Source organism: Micromonospora sp. NPDC047557 (assembly GCF_043205095.1).
Classification (GTDB): Bacteria; Actinomycetota; Actinomycetes; order Mycobacteriales; family Micromonosporaceae; genus Micromonospora.
Genome location: NZ_JBIDDK010000016.1, coordinates 108,752 through 125,668, shown reverse-complemented (window position 1 = coordinate 125,668; position 16,917 = coordinate 108,752). Strand labels below are relative to the sequence as shown.

General features: G+C 72.6%; 13 protein-coding genes. 2 read left to right on the top strand and 11 right to left on the bottom strand.

The features are described 5' to 3' along the window. Positions 1-4: 4 nt before the first annotated feature. Together ACGGAQ_RS28340 and ACGGAQ_RS28335 are read right to left on the bottom strand one after the other, a co-directional pair. Entirely contained in the window at positions 5-2,545 is a 2,541-nt protein-coding gene (locus ACGGAQ_RS28340; protein WP_393054393.1) for a nitrate- and nitrite sensing domain-containing protein, read from the bottom strand. A 95-nt stretch (positions 2,546-2,640) separates the two neighbouring features. Further along, positions 2,641-4,053 (bottom strand): FGGY family carbohydrate kinase, encoded by a 1,413-nt coding sequence (locus tag ACGGAQ_RS28335; protein ID WP_393054391.1) that lies wholly within the window; start codon positions 4,051-4,053, stop codon positions 2,641-2,643. A gap of 270 nt (positions 4,054-4,323) precedes the next feature. Between ACGGAQ_RS28335 and ACGGAQ_RS28330 the strand changes: the two genes are divergently transcribed. Further along, on the top strand, positions 4,324-6,255 hold the full coding sequence (locus ACGGAQ_RS28330) for an anthranilate synthase family protein (protein ID WP_393054452.1): 1,932 nt from the start codon (positions 4,324-4,326) through the stop codon (positions 6,253-6,255). Between the two features lie 113 nt (positions 6,256-6,368). Here the strand turns inward: ACGGAQ_RS28330 and wrbA are convergent, their stop codons facing one another. The 4 genes from wrbA to ACGGAQ_RS28310 form a co-directional block, all read right to left on the bottom strand. Continuing rightward, positions 6,369-6,986: an NAD(P)H:quinone oxidoreductase gene (wrbA, locus tag ACGGAQ_RS28325; protein ID WP_393054389.1), complete on the bottom strand. Its 618-nt coding sequence runs from the start codon at positions 6,984-6,986 to the stop codon at positions 6,369-6,371. A 286-nt stretch (positions 6,987-7,272) separates the two neighbouring features. Continuing rightward, complete coding sequence (locus ACGGAQ_RS28320) at positions 7,273-7,641, bottom strand: DUF3037 domain-containing protein (protein WP_354860965.1); 369 nt, start codon at positions 7,639-7,641, stop codon at positions 7,273-7,275. Beyond that, positions 7,638-8,396: a HipA family kinase gene (locus ACGGAQ_RS28315; protein WP_393054387.1), complete on the bottom strand. Its 759-nt coding sequence runs from the start codon at positions 8,394-8,396 to the stop codon at positions 7,638-7,640. The genes ACGGAQ_RS28320 and ACGGAQ_RS28315 overlap by 4 nt, the downstream gene beginning before the upstream one ends. A gap of 79 nt (positions 8,397-8,475) precedes the next feature. Further along, positions 8,476-8,865 carry a hypothetical protein gene (locus ACGGAQ_RS28310; protein ID WP_393054385.1) on the bottom strand — a complete coding sequence of 130 codons (390 nt, stop codon included), beginning with the start codon at positions 8,863-8,865 and terminating at the stop codon, positions 8,476-8,478. A 134-nt stretch (positions 8,866-8,999) separates the two neighbouring features. Here ACGGAQ_RS28310 and ACGGAQ_RS28305 point away from each other — a divergent pair, with 134 nt between their 5' ends. After that, complete coding sequence (locus ACGGAQ_RS28305) at positions 9,000-10,121, top strand: winged helix DNA-binding domain-containing protein (protein ID WP_393054383.1); 1,122 nt, start codon at positions 9,000-9,002, stop codon at positions 10,119-10,121. On the opposite strand, the gene malQ is transcribed toward ACGGAQ_RS28305, so the two are convergent. The 5 genes from malQ to ACGGAQ_RS28280 all read right to left on the bottom strand — a co-directional run bounded on the left by malQ (position 10,103) and on the right by ACGGAQ_RS28280 (position 16,634). Continuing rightward, the gene (gene malQ, locus ACGGAQ_RS28300) at positions 10,103-12,127 is read right to left on the bottom strand and encodes a 4-alpha-glucanotransferase (protein ID WP_393054381.1); all 2,025 of its coding nucleotides are present in this window, start codon (positions 12,125-12,127) and stop codon (positions 10,103-10,105) included. The genes ACGGAQ_RS28305 and malQ overlap by 19 nt on opposite strands. A 183-nt stretch (positions 12,128-12,310) precedes the next feature. Further along, positions 12,311-13,519: an ABC transporter ATP-binding protein gene (locus ACGGAQ_RS28295; RefSeq protein ID WP_393054379.1), complete on the bottom strand. Its 1,209-nt coding sequence runs from the start codon at positions 13,517-13,519 to the stop codon at positions 12,311-12,313. A 10-nt stretch (positions 13,520-13,529) separates the two neighbouring features. Beyond that, complete coding sequence (locus ACGGAQ_RS28290) at positions 13,530-14,366, bottom strand: carbohydrate ABC transporter permease (RefSeq protein WP_393054377.1); 837 nt, start codon at positions 14,364-14,366, stop codon at positions 13,530-13,532. A gap of 1 nt (position 14,367) precedes the next feature. Next, positions 14,368-15,348, bottom strand: coding sequence for a carbohydrate ABC transporter permease (locus ACGGAQ_RS28285; RefSeq protein ID WP_393054375.1), 981 nt, complete (start codon positions 15,346-15,348; stop codon positions 14,368-14,370). After that, positions 15,345-16,634, bottom strand: coding sequence for an ABC transporter substrate-binding protein (locus ACGGAQ_RS28280; protein WP_393054373.1), 1,290 nt, complete (start codon positions 16,632-16,634; stop codon positions 15,345-15,347). Before ACGGAQ_RS28280 ends, ACGGAQ_RS28285 begins: the two co-directional genes overlap by 4 nt. Between the last annotated feature and the right edge of the window lie 283 nt (positions 16,635-16,917).

Below are 16,917 nucleotides of genomic sequence, written 5' to 3'. Positions count from 1 at the left end.
GTCGTCACTGTCGTCGTCCTCCTTCGTCGTGCCCCCACGAGGGTGGCACCGATATTTCGGTGGTGTCCTCGGCCTCGGCACGCCGTACCCCGCTGTAGAGCCGGGAAAGCATGCCACCGACCGCCTCCGGGTCCAGTTCGGCGCGCGCCGGCGCCGACTCCGGCTGGGCCGGGCGGGTGACCGCGGAGAGTTGCGCCATCGGCACGCGTACCGGCAGGCCCCGCTCGTTCGTGCCGGCCGTCACCGGAGTGGCGGGCGGCGCGGCCGGGCCGGGGGCCGCCGCCCCGGTCGGCCCCTGCCGGGACCACCAGCCGCCGCCGTCCTCGGAGGCGGCCGGAGCCAAGACGTCCTCGGCGCGTACCGGCACGGGGCGGGTCTGGCGCGGCACGGTGGCAGCCGGCGGGCGACCGGCCACCGGCAGGTCCAGCGGCGCGACGGCCGGCCCACGGGCACCAGCCGACCGGGGCGCCCCCGCCATCCGCCGCGCCGCGGCGCCCCGCGCCGCACTCGCCGCCAGCATCCGGGCCGGCGCCGGCGGATCCAGCTCCACCGCACCGGCCGGAGCCAGCAGGGCGGCCGGCAGCACCAGCCGCGCGACCAGGCCGCTCTGGCGTGCGTCGAGCTGCACCCGCACGCCCAGCCGGCTCGCCAGGTGGCTGACCACGAACAGGCCCATCCGCTCGACCGCCGCGACGTCCGCGGCCGGCGGGCTGGCCAGCACCGCGTTCGCCTCGGCCAGCGCGGTCGGGCTCATGCCCAGGCCGTCGTCCACGATCTCGATCAACGCGGCCGACGCCTCGACCCGGGCGGTCACCAGCACGACCGTGTCCGGACGGGAGAACGCGGTCGCGTTCTCCAGCAGCTCGGCCAGCATGTGCACCAGTTCCCCGACCGCGTGCCCCACCACGTTGACCTCGCCCACCGAATCCAGCCGGACCCGCTGGTACTGCTCGATCTCGGCGGCGGCGGCCAGCAGCACGGTGCCGAGACCCACCGGACGGTTCCACCGACGGGTGGAGTCCGTACCGGCAAGCACCAGCAGGCTCTCGTCGTTCCGGCGCATCCGGGCGGCGAGGTGGTCGAGTTTGAACAGGTTGCCGAGCTGGTCCGGGTCGCTCTCCTCGCGCTCCAGGTCGTCGAGCAGCTCCAGTTGGCGCTCCACAAGCACCTGGCTGCGGCGGGCCAGGTTGACGAACATCGCATTGACGTTGCGACGCATCAGCGCCTGCTCGACGGCGACGGTCACGGCGCTGCGGTGCACCGCGACGAACGCCTCCGCCAGCTCACCGATCTCGTCGAGCGAACGGACCACCGCCGGCGCGACGTCGATGCTCGGCACCCCGCCGGTGACGGTCCGCAGCCGATCCAGCGCGTCCGGCAGCTCGACCTGCGCGATGCGCAGCGCCTGGCTGCGCAGCAGCCGCATCGACCGGGCGACCGACCGCCCCACCAGCAGTGAGATCAGCAGGGCGACCAGCAGCACGGCGACGACACCGCCGACCACCAGCAGGGTGGCCCGCAACTGGCCGCTGCTGGCGTCGTCGGCCTGACGTACCGCGTCGTCCAGCACCCCCGCCTCGACCTGGCGCAGCAACTCCTGGCGCTGTTGGCTGGCCGACCACCACTGCTCCGACGGCAGCACCTCGGGCGCGGCGCTCCCGGCCGGCAGGCTGCGCTCCTCCAGTTGGGTGGCGACCAGGAACATCGGGTTCACGGAGGTCTCGTCGTACCGGCGGATCTGATCCGTGGTGGCGGCCACCCGGAACGCGCCGAGGGCGGTCAACTGCTGGGCGCGCAGGTCGGTGAGGATTACCCGGTCCTCCGTGCCGTACCGGCCGGCGCGGGCGGCGGCGTAGAGCTGGGCGCGAACGCGGGAGGAGAGCTCCTTGACCCGGGCCAGCTGCACGTAGCGCAGCACCGAGTCGCTCAGCGCCGCCCGGTCCTGACCGGGCGTCGGCTCGGCGAGCAGGTCCAGCAGCGCTCCCACGGCCCGGTGGTAGTTGCTCAGGATGGTGTCGTTGCTGAGCACCGCCGGCGGGATCGCCGGACGGATGTCGATCACCTGGTCGTACGCCTCCTGCGCCTCGGAGAAGGCCACCCGCCAGGACGCGTCGGCGTCGGCCAGCGGCCTGGCCGCCCGACTCAGGTCGGCCATCGCCCGGTCGGAGGCCGCCTGCAACGGTCGCAGCGCGGTGGCGGCGGCCTGCCGGTCGCCACCGCGGCGCAGCTCGCCCAGCTCACCAGCCGAGCGGTCCCGCTCCTGTTGGAGCTGGTGCACCACGGCGGTGATCTCCCGGCCGATGCCGACCTGCCGGGAGAAGTCGTTCAGCGCGGTCGTCCGTCCGACCAGGGCGCTGGTCTGCACGCCCGCGAGCACCAGGAACGCCACCGACGGCACCACCAGCACGGTGGCCAACTTGGTGCTCATCCGCCAGTCCCGCAGTCGGAACGGCGAGCGGCGTCGATGCGGAACGACGCGGACGTCGAAGCGTCGCCGGCGGTGGTTCGACACCCCGCCGGTCGCCGGATCGGGACCTCCCGCCACCCTGCCTCCTCCTGCCGCGTCCACCGCGACCCGGGGAGCGCAGTCCATCCAACCAGGCTCGGTAGCGCTGTCAACGGCCCGGGCAGGGCGAAAGTTCAGGAAGGATACTGCGGGTGGGATCGTCCTGTCGTGGTCGGTAAGACCAGCTCATCCGTCTGGCCGATGTCGGCGAGCTCGGCCGCCGCACCAAAGCGGCCCAGCGCGACCAACGCGGCGCCGGTGGCACCGATCTCCGGGTTGCGTTGGTGCGACACCGGTCGCGGCGCGAGCGCGGCGGCGAACGCCTGACGCCACCACACCGAGGCGGCCACCGCGCCGCCACCCAGCACCACCCCGACCGGTTTGTCGACCGTGGACTCCAGCACCGCGAGGTCGTCGGCGACCAGCTCGCACAGCCCCTGCATCAACCCGGCCAGGATGTCCACCGCCGTGGTGCTGAAGCTCAGGCCGCGCAGCTCGCCCGAGCCCGCCGGCGCCAACCCGGGCGGCCGGTCGCCCCCGAAACGAGGGTCGGCCGGCCGGCCGCCGCCGGCCGGCACCAACGCCAGCGCCGCGTCCAGCTCATCCCCCCGGGGCAGTCGCAGCTCCCTGTTCGCCCAGGCGAACAGGTTGCCACCGCTGGAGTACGCCGCCCCGGTCACCACGTGGTCGTGGTCGACCCGGTAGCGCCAGAGTCGTTCGGGCAGTCGTGGCAGCGGCTCTCCGGCCGGGATCCGCTGCATCAGGCGTACGGCCGCGGAGGTGCCCACCGTGACGGCGGCCCGGCTCGGGTCGGCGCAGCCCGAGCCGACGTTCGACGCCCCGCCGTCACCCACCGGCGGCGCCCACCGGGCCTCGGCCAGCTGCGGCCAGCGGCGGGCGCGGTCGGGCCGGAGCCGGCCGTGCCAGTCCAGCTCACCCAGGGTCGGCAGGTCGCGCGGTCGCGCACCGGCCAGCGTCAACGCTTCCTCGTCCCAGCGCAGGCTGCTCAAATCCAGCAGGCCGGTGCCGGAGGCCTGGGAGACCGACATGGGCGCCCCCTGCAGCAGCTCACCCAGCACGTATTCCGGCAGGCCGACGAACCGGGCGATCGGCGTGCCGGACTGTTCCCGCAGCCAGGGCAGGCGCACCGACCAGTAGGAGCGGTGCCACCAGCAGCCGGTGCGCTGGTGGAAGGCGTCCGGATCGGCCGGGCCGGACGTGTCGCCGACCGGCGCGGGCCGGGTGTCCAACCACGTGACGACCGGGCCCAGCGGAGTGCCGTCGCGGTCCAGCGGAAGCACCGAGTGCCACTGCGCGGAGGTCGCCACCAGGTCGACGTCGTGCAGGTGCCCCGCCTCGGCCAACTCGTCCAGACACTCGATGAGACAGGCGAGGTAGTCGGGGCCGGAGAGCGTGCCGGTGCCGTCGTCACCGATGGCGAGGTTGACCTTGCGCCGGGCCAGGGCGCCGGGCAGCGGCTGGGTCTCCCCGTCCAGCACCAGCCCCCGTACGGAGGAGGTGCCCAGGTCGAGAGCGAGAATGTTCATCGCCGGTCAAGTTACCCGGTGCCGGCCGCGCGGGAACGGAGGTCCGGCCGGGCACACCGGTAGGCCCGAAGGGGTCCCGAGCCGGCCCGCAGCCGCGTAAGGTGGACCGCATGCTCGCGCACCCAACCTCCTGGTGGCCCGCCGACCCGGCGGCCACCCCCCGCGCGTAGCTCCATCCACGCGGCCGCCACGAGGCGGCCGCCGGATCTCCCGGCCCGGATGGCCGCCACCGCTGGCGGCGCCCGGCCCACGGAGACCACGATGACCAGCCTGACCCACCTGACCGACCTGCTCGCCGCCATCTCCCGTGGCGACGACCCCGGCCCGTTCGCTCTGTTGCGCCGCGAGGGCGCCGACGAGCTGGAACTGTTCACCGGCGTCGTCGCCACCGTCGACCGCCTGGCGGACATCCCGCTGTCGCCGGGTGCGCCCGGAGCGCGGACGCTGGCCCTGGTGCCGTTCCGGCAGATCGCCGAGCGTGGCTTCGCCTGCGTCGACGACGACGCCCCGCTGGAGTGCCTCCAGGTCCGCGAGCACCGGCGGATCCCCCTGGCCGAGGCCCTGGCCGCGCTGCCCGACCAGCCGGTCCGCACCCGCGACGCCGCGTTCGACGTCAACGACGAGGAGTACGCGCGGATCGTGCAGCGGGTGCTCACCGAGGAGATCGGCCGCGGCGAGGGCGCGAACTTCGTCATCCACCGCACCCTGCACGCCAGCGTGCAGGGCGCCCCGCTGGTGGCGGCGCTGGCCGCGCTGCGCCGGCTGCTGGTCGCCGAGCGCGGCGCCTACTGGACGTTCGTGGTGCACACCGACACCCGGACCCTGGTCGGCGCCAGCCCGGAACGACACGTCAGCGTCGACGACGGGCTCGTGATGATGAACCCGATCAGCGGCACCTTCCGGCCCAGCGGCGACACCCCGGACCGGGAGGCGCTGCTGCGGTTCCTCGCCGACCCGAAGGAGGTCGAGGAGCTCTACATGGTGCTCGACGAGGAGCTGAAGATGATGGCGACCGTCGCCGAGCACGGCGGCCAGGTCATCGGCCCGTACCTCAAGGAGATGTCCCACCTGGCGCACACCGAGTACCTGCTGGCCGGGCGGGGCACCCGCGACGTGCGGGAGGTGCTGCGGGAGACGATGTTCGCGCCCACCGTGACGGGCAGCCCGATGGAGAACGCCTGCCGGGTGATCGCCCGGCACGAGCGCCGGGGCCGCGGCTACTACGCGGGCGTGCTGGCCCTGCTCGGTCACGACGACGCCGGTCGCCAGACGCTGGACGCGCCGATCCTGATCCGTACCGCCGAGATCTCCCCCACCGGCCGGCTGCGGGTGCCGGTCGGCGCGACCCTGGTCCGGCATTCCACGGCGGCCGGCGAGGTGGCCGAGACGCACGCCAAGGCCGCCGGAGTGCTGGCCGCGCTCGGTCTCGGCCCGGCGGCGCCCGCCGGCGACCGCGGGCCGGTCGTGCGGCTGGCCGACGACCCGGCGGTACGCGACGCGCTCGCCGCGCGGAACACGCCGCTGGCCCGGTTCTGGCTGGACCAGCGGGCGCCGGACGCGCCAGGGCTGCCCGGATTGGTCGGTCTGCGGGCACTGATCGTGGACGCCGAGGACACCTTCACCGGCATGTTGGCGCACCAACTGGGCGCGTTGGGTCTCGCGGTCACCCTGCGGCCGTGGCACGCAGGTGGCCCGGTCGACGAGTACGACCTGGTGGTGGCCGGGCCCGGGCCGGGCGACCCGGGCAGCTCGGACGACCCGAAGATGGCCGCGTTGCGCAAGCTGCTGGACGGGCTGCTGGCGACCGGCCGGCCCACCCTCGCGGTCTGCCTGGGGCACCAGGTGCTGGCCGGGTTGCTGGGGCTGCCCCTGCACCGCCGCGACGCGCCCTATCAGGGGTTGCAACGGGAGGTCGCCCTGTTCGGCCGGGCCCGCCGGGTCGGCTTCTACTCCTCGTTCACCGCGCGGGCCGAGGTGGACCGGCTGCACACCGCGTACGGCACGGTGGAGCTGGCCCGGGACGCGCGCGACGGGTCCGTGCACGCCCTGCGCGGGCAGGGTTTCGCCGGGGTGCAGTTCCACCCGGAGTCGGTGCTCAGCCCGGACGGGCTGACCGTGCTGACCGAGTTGCTGGCCGATCTGCTGCCGGCGCCACGCCCGGCCCGGCAGGCATCGCCGACCGGCCCGGCCCACCAGGCGTAGCCGACCGGCCGCGCCCACTCGGCATAGCCACCGCCGTCGTGGGGTAGGGCTGGTGCGACCGGTGGTGCGAGCGGGCCGAGAGCCCCCGCCCGCGCCACCGGTCGCACCATCTGTCAGCCGCCCATGCCCTGCTTGAGCGCAGCGCCGATCAGCACCGCCCGGCGGGCGGTGAGGGCGCAGGCGCCCAGCGCCACCGCGTCCGGGGCGATCTCCCCGTTGTTGCTGGTGTGCGAGGCGCCGTACGGGTTGCCGGCGATGAACTGGCTGGAGTCGGTGTAGCCGGGGGGCACCACGACACCACCCCAGTGGTAGAAGACGTTGAAGAGCGAGGTCAGGGTCGTCTCCTGCCCGCCGTGCGAGGTCGCCGTCGAGGTGAAGCCCGCGTAGACCTTGTTGGCCAACGCGCCCTGCGCCCACAGCGGACCGGTGGTGTCGATGAACTGCTTCAGCTGGGCGGCGATCATGCCGTACCGGGTGGGCGATCCGAAGACCGCCACGTCGGCCCAGGCCAGGTCGTCGATCATCGCCTCGGGCACGTCCTGGGTCTCCAGGTGGTGCGCCTGCCAGCCGGAGTTGGAGCGGATCGCCTCGTCCGGCGCCAGCTCCCGCACCTTGCGCATACGCACGTCGGCGCCGGCCTCCCCGGCGGCCTCGCACACGGCCTGCGCCATCTGGTAGGTGATGCCGGTGGCGCTGTAATAGATCACCGCTACCTTGGTCTGGGCAGCCATCAGATTGTCCCCTTCTCGTCTCGGGTCAGCTCCCGCGACTACCCCTCAGGTGCGGTGACAAACGACGCCGACAGCGGCCTTCCGGTCGTCCGGGCTCAAGTTTTCCGCAAGTTCCCGGTCGTTGCGGCCCGGCCGCCCGCGCGGGCGGCCATCCTGATGCCATCGGTGCCGGCGGGATCCTGCCGCCGGATGGCACCGGGCGCCTGAACGGGGGATCGCGCTCCGCTGGCAACGACGCTGGCGCAGCGCGATCAGGGGTACTTCCCGAGCCTCCCGGCCGGTCCGCTCAGTGGACCAGCGCCGCCATCAGCCGATCCAACTCGCCGGCCGGGTCAGCGGTCAGGCCGGTGTGCACCGGGCCCGCCTGGATCATCGTGCTGCGGGGCGCGGCCAGCCAGTGGAACCGCTCACCGAGCCGCATCCGGGTCGCCGGCCCGTCACCGGAGCAGGTCCGGTCCAGGGAGTCGAGCACCGCGGCCACGGCCGGTAGATCGACATCGGATGCCAGCGCGCGGACCCGATCGGCGTCCAGGTGCGTCCGCGCGGCCAGGAAGTCGCGCTGCTGGCAGTAGAGCAGCACCCCGACGTTGATCTGCTCGCCGCGCTCGATGCGGGGCACCAGCCGGATGAGGGCGTACTCGAAGGGATGCCTCATGCCACGCTTCCCGCCGGTAGCCAGTCCGCCGGGCGGGCGACCCGCCGCGACAGGTGCGCCACGTACGCCTCCCGCGCCGCGTCGGCCGAGTCGAAGTCGGCGGCGGTCAGCCACTGGGCCGGCACCAGCGCCAGCACCTCCCGCAGCAGCTCCGGGGTGACCTGGGGCGCCAGCTCGGCGTCGGCCTCGGCCAGCCGCGACGCGTACGGCTCCAGCACGTGATCGTCCGCGCGGTAGGCCCGGTGCACGGCGGCGTCGGCGCGCGGCCAGTTGTGGTGGAAGTACAGCGCGGCGCCGTGGTCGATGAGCCACAGCTCCCGGTGCCAGACCAGCAGGTTCGGGTTGCGCCAGCTCCGGTCGACGTTCTCCACGTACGCGTCGAACCAGAGCACCCGGGACGCCAGCACCGCGTCGACCGGGTGTGCGACCGGGTCGAAGCCGAGCGCGCCCGGGAGGAAGTCCATCCCCAGGTTGGCGCCGCCGCTGTTGCGCAGCAGCTCCTGCACCTCCTGGTCGGGCTCCGCCCGCCCGATCACCGGGTCGATGTCGAGGACCACCAGCGGCGGCACCCGCAACTCCAGCCGGCGGGCCAGCTCACCGCAGATCACCTCGGCGATGAGCGCCTTGGGCCCCTGCCCGGCACCGGAGAACTTCGCCACGTACGTGCCGAGGTCGTCGGCCTCCACGACGCCCGGCAGCGAGCCACCCTCACGCAGCGGCGTGACGTAACGGATGGCGTTGACCTGCCGAAGCACGTCGCCCACCCTACTGGGGCCCGGGTCGCGACCCGCGCCGTGTGTCATCGAACGTGCTCCGCCGTCCTGGCGGCCCGCGTCAGAGCTTGTCGCGCAACTTGTCGACCTGCGTCTGGAGGCGGTCCACCGCGCTCTCGTTGTTGACGAAGGTGGTGATGCCCGCAGCGAGGCCGAGGCCGATCAGCACCGCCAGGATGCTCAGCACCAGACCGCCGATCGACACCCCGCGGCCGGTCACCCCGGGTCGTTGCGCCATCTTGAGCCCGACGATGCCGAGGATGATTCCGATGATGCCGAGCACCAGCCCCAGCCACGCGAGGATGGCGGTCAACACGCTGAACAGGCCGGCGACGCCGAACACCAGAGCGAAGGTGGCGGCCGCACTGGTCTTCGCGTTGGTTTCCCCCCGGTGGCTCCGGGACCCGGCCGGTACGCCGGCACCCCGGGCCGGCTCGCTTGCGGCAGTCATGAGACTCCCCCTCCGTACGCGCGGCTCGCGTACTTCCGGGGGCCGCCTTCCCGCTGCTCAGGTGGTTATGCACACGAGCCACTGTCGGCCGGGTGCCCTACCCTGACGCAGCCACCTCCGGGGAAGGGAGTCCGATGACCACGGAACTCACCGCGTCCGAGGCGCTCGGTCTGCGGATGACGAGCCTGCTGCTGCGACCGCACCCGAGCATCCGGCCCGGCGCGGTGGCCGAGGTGGTCGAGTGGTTCGGCGCGATGCAGGCGCAGGATCTGGCGAGCGGGCTGTGGTCGCTGGGCGCCCGGTTGCCGGGGTGCACCAGGTCCGACGTGCAGGCGGCGCTGGAGCGCCGCGAAGCGCTGCGCAGCTGGCCGATGCGGGGCACCGTGCACCTCGTACCTCCCGCCGACACCCGCTGGATGCTGGAGCTGACCGGCGTCCGTTCGCTGGCCGGCGCGGCGACCCGTCGAACGCAACTCGGGCTCACCGAGGCCGACGCGGACCGGGCGCTGGACGTGCTCGGCGCCGCGCTGGTCGGCGGGCGCCGGCTCACGCGGGCGGAGTGCCTGGCCGCCCTTCGCTCGGCGGGCCTGTCGACGGACGGCCAGCGTGGCTACCACCTGCTCTGGTACGCGAGTGTGCGCGGGGTGACCTGCGTGGCGCCGAACGTCGGCACCGACCAGACCTTCGCCCTGCTCGACGAGTGGGCGCCGGAGCAACGCCACCTGGATCGGGACGAGGCGTTGGCCCTGCTCGCCCACCGCTACGTCCGCGGGCACGGGCCGGTCACCGCCCGCGAGTTCGCCGGTTGGAGCGGCCTCACCCTGACCGACGCCCGGCGCGGCCTGGCAGCCGCCGGCGAACTGCTGAGCACGGTGCTCGTCGACGGCGAGCCGATGCACGTGGACGCGGCGCTGGGCGACACGGCGTTGGCCGGTGCGCGCGCGCCGCAGGACGACGTGCTGGCGCTGCCCGGCTTCGACGAGTACCTGCTCGGCTACCGGGACCGCACGCTGATGCTCGACCCCGCGCACCAGGCGGCCGTGGTGCCCGGCAACAACGGCATCTTCCAGGCGACCGTGGTCCGCGCCGGCCGAGTGGTGGGCGTCTGGAAGCGCACGCTCGGCCGGGCCGCCGTCACCGTGGCGATCCGGCCGCTGACGACCCTGGACGTCGGCGAGCGAGCCCGGGTGGAGCAGGCCCTCGGACGGTACGCCGACTTCCTCGGGCTGCCCGCCCGCTACGACTGGTCGGCCTGAGGGCTGCTCGCCTCGGACCGGCGCGGGGCGGCCGATCGGGGACGCGCGGCGGTGAGCAGGTCGACGATCCGCGTCACCCGCGGGTCGGCCCGGAGCTGCGCCACGGTCGCCGGCAGTGGCAGCCGCCAGTTCGGATACTCGTCGACCGTGCCCGGCATGTTGGGCTGGCGCACCTCACCCAGCACGTCGTAGAGAGAGACGCCGAGCAGCCGGGTGGGGCTGGCCGCGAGCGCCGCGTGCATCGCCACCACCACGTCGTCGTCGGGTGGGCCCGGCTCGCCGCCGAGCGTCGACCCCGGGTCGGCCGGCTCGGGCAGCAGCGCCTCGTCGCGCAGCATCGCCAGCAGCCGCTCGCGGTCGGCGGCGGCCCGGGCTCGCTCCACCGCCACGTCGGTGCCGAGCAACTTCAACTCGTCGCGTACCCGGACGTGCTCGCCGGTCAGGAACCCCGGCGCGGTGGGCAGGTCGTGGGTGGAGATGCTGGCCAGCGCGTTACGCGGCCAGCGGGCCGGCGGGGTGAAGGTGCCGTCGTCCTCCCGGGCGAACCACAGCACGGTCGAGCCGAGCATGTTGCGCCCCCGCAGGCCCCGGGTCACGGCGGGTTGGACCGTGCCGAGATCCTCGCCGACCACCACCGCGCCGGCCCGGTGGGCCTCCAGCGCGAGGATGCCGAGCATCGCCTCGGCGTCGTATCGGACGTAGGTGCCCTCGGCGGCGCTGGCGCCCGGCGGCACCCACCACAGCCGCCACAGCCCTGCGACGTGGTCCACCCGTAGGCCGCCCGCGTGCCGCAGGGTCCGCCGCAGCATGTCCCGGTACGCCGCGTACCCGGTCTCGGCGAGCCGGTCCGGCCGCCACGCGGCGAGGCCCCAGTCCTGGCCGAGCTGGTTGAAGTCGTCCGGTGGGGCGCCGACCCGCACCCCCTGGGCCAGGACGTCGGCGAGCTGCCAGCCGTCCGCGCCGCCCGGGTCGATGCCGACGGCCAGGTCGTGCACCACGCCGACCGGCATCCCGGCCGCCCGGGCCGCCGCGGTGACGGCGTCGAGCTGCTCGTCACACAGGTGTTGCAGCCAGGCGTGGAAGGCCACCCGGTCGGCGAGCCGCCGACGCTGCTCGGCGACCGCCGGGGCGTCCGGGTGGTGCAGCTCCGCCGGCCAGGCACGCCAGTCGTTGCCGTGCCGCTCCGCCAGCGCGCACCAGGTGGCGAAGCTGGCCAGCGCCGGGTCCGCGGCCAGGTCGACCGGCTGGGCGTACGGGTGCAGCAGCTCCAGGGCGTGCCGCTTGGCGCTCCACACCTCGTCGTAGTCGATCAGGTCGCCGCGGTCGGGGCGCAGCGCGTCCACCACCGCCAGGGTCGCCGGGTCCGCCGCGGCGTACGCGGCGGTGTCACTGACGCGCAGGTAGAGCGGGTTGACGAAGCGCCGACTGGCCGGAGAGTACGGTGAGCCGGCCACCGGATGCGCGGGCCCCACCGCGTGCAGCGGATTGAGCAGCACCAGCCCCGCACCCGTGGCACCGGCCCAGCCGGTGAACTCGGCCAGGTCGCCGAGGTCGCCCATGCCCCAGGAGCGTTCCGAGGTGAGCGCGTAGAGCTGGAGCATCCAACCCCAGGTGCGCGGCGGCACGGGCAGCCGACGGGGCACCACCACGAGCGTCGCCTCTCGGCCGGCGCAGCCCAACCGGTGCCAGCCCAGCGGCAGGTCTTTCGGCAACTCGCCGTCGACGTCCCGGCGGCCGCCGTCCTCCAGGGTCACCACGCCCGGGCCGGGCAGCGCCCGGGTTGTGCCCTGGGTCAGCACCACCGTCGCCGGCAACGCGGTCGGATCGACCGCGCGGGCGGCCGCGAGCGCGTCGGCCACGGCGGCCGGGCTGGTGGCGTCCACGCCGAGCAGGCCGAGCACGCCCACGACGGTCTCCGGTGCGACCTCGACGCGACGGTGCCGCCAGTCCTCGTACCAGCTGGACACGCCGTGCGCCTTGGCCAGCGCGGCCAGTCGTCGGTCCATCCCGCCCCCCGCCTCACGATGCGACCTTCGACCACCTTGCCACGCCCACCCACCGACCGCAGCGCAAGGCAAGACCCCCTGCCCCCGCCGATCTTGCAGCTCCTGTCGCGACACAGGGGACATTCGACCCAGGTCGACAACAGGAACTGCAAGATCGGCGGGACTGGCAGCGGGGTCGGGCCGTCAGTCGGCGAGCGCGCCGGCCGACCTCCCCTCGTGCAGGGTGAGGTTGCGGCCGTTGGTCGGGTCGAACAGGTGGATCTTCTCCAGGTTGAACCAGACGCGGCGGGACTGTCCCTCCGCGACCGGCGACTCGGCCGACAACCGGGTGACCAGGTTGCCACCGGTGCCGGCGAAGTCGCCCCCGCCCGCGTCGGCGGCCAGCTCCTCCAACTCGGCGGCGCTGGCCCGCTCCCCCTCCACCGTGAAGTAGACGTACTTGTCCGAGCCCATCGACTCGACGATCTCCACGGGCGCCTCGAACTCCAGGCCCCGGCGACGGGTGTCCTCGTCGACCAGCTCGGCGTCCTCGAAGTGCTCGGGGCGTACGCCGAGGATCAGCTCGCGGGGCGCGTCGGCCGCCTCCAGCTCGCGGCGGACCCGGTCGCCGAGCGGCACCTCGCCCAGCGCGGTGTGCAGGCTGCCGTCCTGCACTGCGGCGTGCAGGAAGTTCATCGACGGCGAGCCGATGAAGCCGGCCACGAAGAGGTTGCGGGGGTGGTCGTACAGCTCCTGCGGAGGCCCGACCTGCTGGATCGCGCCACCCCGCATGATGACCACCCGGTCGCCGAGGGTCATCGCCTCGGTCTGGTCGTGGGTGACGTAGACGGTGGTGGTGCCGAGCTGCTTCTGGAGCCGGGACACCACCGTGCGCATCTGCACGCGCAGCTTAGCGTCCAGGTTGGACAGCGGCTCGTCCATGAGGAAAGCCTTGGGCTGGCGGACGATCGCCCGGCCCATCGCCACCCGCTGACGCTGACCACCGGAGAGGTTGGCCGGCTTGCGGTCCAGCAGCGGCACCAGTTCCAGCACCTTGGCCGCCTCGTCGACCTTGGCGTTGATGGTCTCCTTGTCGAGCTTGGCCAGCCGCAGCGGGAACGCCATGTTCTCCCGCACGGTCATGTTCGGATACAGCGCGTAGGACTGGAACACCATGGCGATGTCCCGGTCCCGGGGGGCCTTGTCGTTGACCCGCTGGCCGCCGATGCGCAGCTCGCCGGAGCTGATGTCCTCCAGCCCGGCGATCATGTTGAGGGTGGTGGACTTGCCGCAGCCCGAGGGTCCGACCAGGATCACGAACTCGCCATCGGCGATCTCCAGGTCGACGTCCTGCACGGCGACGGTCCCGTCCGGGAAACTCTTGCTCACCTTGTCGAGCACGATGTCAGCCATGACTACTCACCTATCCCTTGACTGCGCCGGAGGTCAGGCCGGAAACGATGCGGCGCTGGAAGAAGAGAACGAACAGGATGATCGGTACGGTGATCACCACGGCGGCGGCGCAGATCGCCCCGGTGGGGTCCTCGAACTGCGACGCGCCGGTGAAGAACGACAGCGCGGCCGGCACCGTGCGGGACCGCTCGGTGGAGGTCAGCGAGATGGCGAACAGGAAGTCGTTCCAGCAGAAGATGAAGACCAGGATCGCCGTGGTGAACAGGCCGGGCGCGGCCAGTGGCGCGATCACCCGCCGGAACGCCTGTGCCTGGGTGGCGCCGTCCATCTTCGCCGCCTTCTCCAGGTCCCAGGGGATCTGCTTGAAGAACGCCGACAGCGTGTAGATCGCCAGCGGCAGCGCGAAGGTGATGTACGGCAGGATCAGCCCCGGCCAGGTGTCGAAGATCTTGAGCTGACGCTCGATCTCGAACAGGGGTGACACGAGGGACACCTGCGGGAACATCGCGATCAGCAGGGACACCCCGACCAGCAACCCCTTGCCGGGGAAGTCCAGCCGGCTGATCGCGTACGCGGCCATCGCGCCGAGCACCACCGCGATGAGCGTGGCGATCAGGGCGATGCCGATGGAGTTGATCAGCGCGCGGACGAACTGGTCGGTGTCGAAGATCGTCCGGTAGTTGTCCAGCGTCCACTCCCGGGGGATGAAGTTCCCGTCGGTGAGGGTGGCCGGCGTCTTGAACGACAGCGAGGCGATCCACAGCACCGGGATCAGCGCGAAGACGATCACGAGGACGTCGAGCAGACCCCAGCGCACCTTCGCCCGGGTGGTGGTTTCGACAGCCATGTCAGCGCCTCTCGGAGTCGTCGCTACCGGGGGCAGCGGTGCCGAACAGCTTCACGAAGACGAAGGCGATGATCGCCACGGTGATGAAGATGAGCACCGACATCGTCGAGCCGATGCCGAGGTTGAGACCCCGGATCAGGTTGTTGTAGGCGAGCATCGACACCGACGAGGTCTCGTTGCCGCCGGCCGTCAACACGAAGATGTTGTCGAAGACCCGGAACGCGTCCAGGGTGCGGAACAGCAGCGCGACCAGGATCGCCGGCTTCATCACCGGCAGCATCACCTTGGTGAACTTCTGCCAGGCCGTCGCCCCGTCGGTGGACGCGGCCTTGAGCAGGTCCTCCGGGACCAGCGCCAACCCCGCCATCAGCAGCAGCGCCATGAACGGCGTGGTCTTCCAGATCTCCGCCAGCATGATGATCGCCAGCGAGCTGGCCCGCTCGGTGAGCGGCGCGCCGTCGCTGAACACGTCGGCCAGGTAGCCGGTGCCGGGCGTCCAGGCGTACCGCCAGGAGAACGCGGCGACCACCGTGACGATCCCGTACGGGATGAGCGCCGAGGTCCGCACCAGGCCGCGCCCGACCAGCGTACGGTGCATGATCAGCGCCAGCCCCATGCCGAGCACCAGCTCGACGGCCACGGTGACCACCGTGATCAGCGTGGTCACCCCGAACGCCGTCCACCAGAACTCGTTGGTGAGCACGGTGACGTAGTTCTCCAGCCCGATGAACTCACGCTGGTCGGGAAAGCGCAGGTCGTAGCGCTGCAACGACAGCCAGACCGAGTAGATGATCGGGTACGCGGTCACCGCGACCATCACGAGCGCGGCGGGCGCGCAGAGCAGCCAACCGAGTCGCCGTTCGGCCTTCTTGTTCTCACTCAGCGGCGGCTTGCGACGACCGCCCCGCTGGGTGGGGACGGTGGTGGCCCGTTCGGCCTCGGCGCTCACCTGCGCGCCGGCCGGCGTGGCATTGACACTCACGGCAGGACCCCCTTGGACTGGAGGGCGTCGGCGATGGCGCCGCGCAGCTCATCGGCCGTCTGTTGCGGACGGATCGCCGACGGCGGCGACAGGATCGCCGACATGACGGTCGAGATGCTCTGGTAGGCCGGGGTCAACGGACGGGTCGCCGGGTCCTTCAGCTCTTCGAGGATGGTGTCCTTCATGGGGTACGCCTCGGTCATCTCCGGCTCGTCGAAGACCGCCTCGATGGTCGGTGGCACGCCGTCGTTGATGGCGGAGAACTTCTGGTGCTCGGGGCTGCGCAGACACCGGGCCGCCTCGAACGACTGCTCCGGGTGCCGGGAGTAGGAGCTGACCGCCAGGTTCACGCCGCCGATGGTGACCTTGCTGGGGGTGTTCTCGTCGATGCCGGGCACCCGCGCCCAGCCGACCTGCTTGGCCAGCTCCGGGTTGGCCTCCTGCAACGCCGGGTAGACGAACGGCCAGTTCACCTGGAACGCGCCCGAGCCGGACTGGAACTCCAGCCGGACCGGGTCCTCGGTGGCGTTGCTGAACGACGGCGACGTCACGCCCGACGTGGCGAACCGCTGCAACTGCTCCAGCGCCCGGACCGTGCCGTCGTCCATCACGGCCTTCTTGCCGTCGTCGGAGAGGACCTTTCCGCCGGCGCTCTCGGCCAGGGTGTTGTAGAGGACGACCAGACCCTCGTACTGGGCGCCCATGGTGAGCACCTGGTACGGCTTGCCCTGGTCCTTGAGCTGCTGGGCGGCCGTGATCATCTGGTCCCAGGTGGTCGGCGGCTGCGGCACCAGGTCCTTGCGGTACCAGAGCAGTTGGACGTTGGTGTTCTTCGGCGCGGCGTAGAGCTTGTCCTCGTAGCGGGCGGTGTCCAGCGGTCCGGCGAGGGTGCCCTGCTCGACGTCGGACTTCTCCTGGCCGGTCCACTCGCGGATCCAGTCGGCGCTGGCGAACTCCTGGGTCCAGGTGACGTCCAGGCCGAGCACGTCCATCCCGGTGTCCTCGGCGGCCAGCCGGCGCACCATCTGCACCCGTTGGTCGTCGGCCTGACGGGGCAGCACCCGGTAAACGATCTTGTATCGTCCCTGGGCCTGCGCGTTGCAGTCGTCGACCACCTTCTGCAGGTTCTGCTCCGGTGGGTAGTACAGGTTGATCGTCGGCGTACCGCCGCCACCGTCGTCGGCGCCGCACGCGGCCAGCGGCGCGGCCAGCGCCAGCGCGGCGGCCGCGGCGCCAAGCCGGGCAGCCGGCCGACGCCGGTGTCGAGCCGTTTCGGGGTCCGTCATCGCCCTCCCCCTCTCTTGCGCAACACACCGGGGAGGGCATCCGTGCCCCGGCGCACGGCGAGCTTCTCCGAGCCCAGGAGCTGCGAAAACGCCCCGCTCGGATACTCCGTGCGGCTACACTGCCCCACTCACCGCGCCGCGAAACCTGCCCGTAACAGCCGTCGTCAGCCCGCGCCCGCGCGCAGGAGAGGAAGCGCTCGGTCATCCGGGCGGGTGGGTGGTCCGGGTGGAGCTGGGTGAGCTGGAGCGTCGCCTCGTTCATCAGGGTTGGCCGGTCAGTTCA